Origin of the sequence: Serratia sp. PGPR-27 (assembly GCF_022678525.1) — a bacterium.
Taxonomy (GTDB): Bacteria; Pseudomonadota; Gammaproteobacteria; order Enterobacterales; family Enterobacteriaceae; genus Serratia; species Serratia nematodiphila.
The window spans coordinates 1-3,141 of sequence record NZ_JALBYS010000075.1 but is presented as its reverse complement, the minus strand read 5'-3'; the positions used below and the strand labels follow the sequence as shown (position 1 = coordinate 3,141).

Genomic DNA, 3,141 nt, shown 5'->3' with positions numbered 1-3,141 from the left:
ACATCAGATCGAGCACCATCAAATGGAAGGATTCACGAGTCAGCAAGCGATCCATTTGCTCAGCGTTGGCAACGCTGCGAACCTGGAAGCCCTGCTCGGTTAAATAACGTTCTAAAAGCGCGCGCAGGCGCATGTCATCATCGACAACCAGGATCTTATGATTCTCTTGCATGGTATTACTCCCAAAGGCTTTATTGCCTGACTCGAATATTGTTAGAAAACCTTGCCATTTGAGACAGCGTTTAATGGTATGTATTCTAGACGAAATTGTTACAAAGCTTATTCTTTTCCCCATTTATCAACAATTTTCAGTGAATGTCGACGGGGGTTCGTTAAAATTTCGCCCTTTATCGGCGCAATGTGGGGTGACGGCCCAATTTTGCACAATTTCGCCACCGGCGAACCGACCGGTGGCGTTCAGCTGTCGGGTCAGGAAGTCTGCAGGAAACGCGCCAGCTGCCGGCGCAGCTGCCGGTTCTCTTGCTGTAGGGCGTCAACCCGGTCGAGCAGCGTCAGCGCCATGGCGATCCCCGGCCAGTCCAGATCCAGCTCGGCACGCAGCCTGCGCGCGCGCTGCAGATGGCTCAGCGCCGGATAATCAAACTCCCAGCGCGGCTGCGCCGGCTCCAGCGGCACGATAACGCCCAGGCCGACGATCTCGACCAGCTCGTCCTCTGAAATCTCCACCCTCTGACACAATTCCACCACGGTGAAAGTGATCTCTTTTTTCATCATCTGCTTTACTCCCATTCCGCGCGCGGGTTGAACGCCGCCTGTTCAGCCAGTTCCCGCCACAGGGCGCTGGCCTTCTCGTTCGGCTTCGGCGGCATCACCACCTTGAGAATGACATACAGATCGCCGGGCTCTTTCTTGCCCGCCAGCCCTTTGCCCTTGACCCGCAGCCGTTTGCCGCTCTGGCTGCCGGCCGGCACGGTCAGCGCGATTTTGCCGGTCAGCGTCGGCACCTCAATGCTGGCGCCGAGCGCCGCTTCCCACGGAGCGAGCGGCGCCACGATGCTCAGGTTGTGGCCGTCGATCTCGAACAGCGGATGCGGCGCAAGGCGGATGACCAGATACAGGTCGCCGTTCTGGCCGCCGCCCACGCCGGCAACGCCCTGCCCCTTGAGGCGAATGCGCTCGCCGTCGCCCACGCCGGCCGGAATTTTCACGTTCAGCGTCTTGCTGGCTTCGCTTACCTGCCGCCCCAGTTCGTCGTACACCGGCAACTTGTAGGAAATCTCGCGGCTTTGGCCATGCAGCGTTTCCTCGAGGAACAGCGGCACCTCCATCTCCAGATCCTGGCCGCGGAAGCCATGCCCGCCGTGCGAGTGCGAAGCAGAGCGATGCCCGCCCGCCGCCCGCCCGCCGAACATGCTTTCGAAGAAATCGGAGAAGTCTTGCGCGTCGGCGCCGCCGCCGTGCCATGAAGCGCTCTGCTGATAGCCGCCGTGATCGCCGCGCGCCTGGCGGCCAAAGTTCGGATCGTTGCGGTGCAGCCGGATCTGATCGTACTCGGCGCGGCGCTCCTCGTCCTTCAGCACCTCATAGGCTTCGGCCACTTCCTTGAACTTGCTTTCGGCATCGTCTTCAGTGCTCACGTCAGGGTGATATTTACGCGCCAGCCGACGGTAGGCCGTTTTGATGGTTTTCAGATCGGCGTTGGGCTCAACGCCCATCGTGGCGTAGTAATCTTTAAATTCCATGCGGTAATACCTTCAATGTGTTGGGTTGTGCGCCAAAATTCCTTGTCTCTCTCGCCAGATATCCTCCTTTCGTCACATTCCTTTTCCGCTACGCTAAGCATACTCCCGATCGTTAAAAGCTGCGCAAACTGAATAAAAACCGTGCGACAAGGCACAGGCCCGCGCGCCATTTCTAAAGCCCCCCGCATTCACGTACACTGTGGCGGTGGCCCCATAAAGATAAATCACGATGAGAACTCAACTGATAACCCGTGAAGGGTATGACAAGCTCAAACAAGAGCTGGATTACCTCTGGCGCGAAGAACGCCCCGAGGTGACCAAGAAAGTGACCTGGGCCGCCAGCCTGGGCGACAGAAGCGAAAACGCCGACTACCAATACAACAAGAAGCGGCTGCGCGAGATCGATCGCCGCGTCCGCTATCTGACCAAATGCCTGGAGCAGTTGAAGATCGTCGATTATTCACCGCAGCAGGAAGGCAAAGTGTTCTTCGGCGCCTGGGTAGAGGTGGAGAACGAAGACGGCGAAACCAAACGCTTTCGCATCGTCGGTTACGACGAGATTTTCGGCCGCAAGGATTACATCTCCATCGATGCGCCGATGGCGCGCGCCCTGCTGAAAAAAGAGGTCGGGGACGTCGCCACCGTCAATACCCCGCTGGGCGAGGCGCAGTGGTACGTTAACGAGATAAACTACCCGAAGTAAGCTTTCAGCTTTTTCCTAACCGCCGCCAACGCCGCCGTCTGCGCTGTTCTCCATGCCGCGGCCGCGCGGCGGCGGCCCGCTTCGCTGGCATTTTCCCCGATCAATCCGTATAACTGTCCCCTGTTTATTCACCGATCTCAATACAGATACCAGACCTATGAATGACCCACTGAGCCGCATTATTGCAACAGAACTGCAGGCCCGGCCGGAGCAAGTCGACTCCGCCATCCGTCTGCTGGATGAAGGTAATACCGTGCCCTTTATTGCACGCTATCGTAAGGAAGTCACCGGGGGCCTGGACGACACCCAACTGCGCCAGCTGGAAACCCGCCTGGGTTATCTGCGTGAACTGGAAGATCGTCGCCAGACCATCCTGAAGTCGATCGATGAACAGGGCAAACTGACTGAACAATTGGCGGGGGCGATCAACGCCACGCTGAGCAAGACCGAACTCGAAGACCTCTACCTGCCGTACAAACCGAAGCGCCGCACCCGTGGCCAGATCGCCATCGAAGCCGGCCTGGAACCGCTGGCGGATACGCTGTGGCAGGATCCGCAACAGCAGCCGGAACAACTGGCTGAACGCTACGTCGATGCCGAGAAGGGCGTGGCGGACGTGAAAGCCGCCCTCGACGGCGCGCGCTATATCCTGATGGAGCGCTTCGCCGAAGACGCCGCGCTGCTGGCCAAGGTGCGCGACTACCTGTGGAAAAACGCCCATCTGGTGTCCAAAGT

5 protein-coding genes are annotated in these 3,141 nt (G+C 58.6%); 2 read left to right on the top strand and 3 right to left on the bottom strand.

Going from position 1 to position 3,141, the window contains the following annotated elements; genetic code table 11:
* From MMS95_RS24035 to cbpA, 3 genes are all read right to left on the bottom strand, one after another.
* A partial coding sequence (locus MMS95_RS24035) for a response regulator (RefSeq protein ID WP_242142428.1) occupies positions 1 to 172 on the bottom strand: 172 nt, incomplete at its 3' end.
* Positions 173 to 429: 257 nt separating this feature from the next.
* The gene (locus MMS95_RS24030) at positions 430 to 735 is read right to left on the bottom strand and encodes a chaperone modulator CbpM (protein WP_004930739.1); all 306 of its coding nucleotides are present in this window, start codon (positions 733 to 735) and stop codon (positions 430 to 432) included.
* A gap of 5 nt (positions 736 to 740) precedes the next feature.
* Positions 741 to 1,703 (bottom strand): curved DNA-binding protein, encoded by a 963-nt coding sequence (gene cbpA / locus MMS95_RS24025; protein WP_049186484.1) that lies wholly within the window; start codon positions 1,701 to 1,703, stop codon positions 741 to 743.
* Positions 1,704 to 1,932: 229 nt separating this feature from the next.
* Here cbpA and greB point away from each other — a divergent pair, with 229 nt between their 5' ends.
* A complete protein-coding gene (gene greB, locus MMS95_RS24020; protein WP_004930745.1) occupies positions 1,933 to 2,406 on the top strand; it encodes a transcription elongation factor GreB in 474 nt (157 codons plus the stop codon).
* A gap of 157 nt (positions 2,407 to 2,563) precedes the next feature.
* On the top strand, positions 2,564 to 3,141 hold a 578-nt coding region (locus tag MMS95_RS24015), incomplete at its 3' end, for a Tex-like N-terminal domain-containing protein (protein ID WP_277951887.1).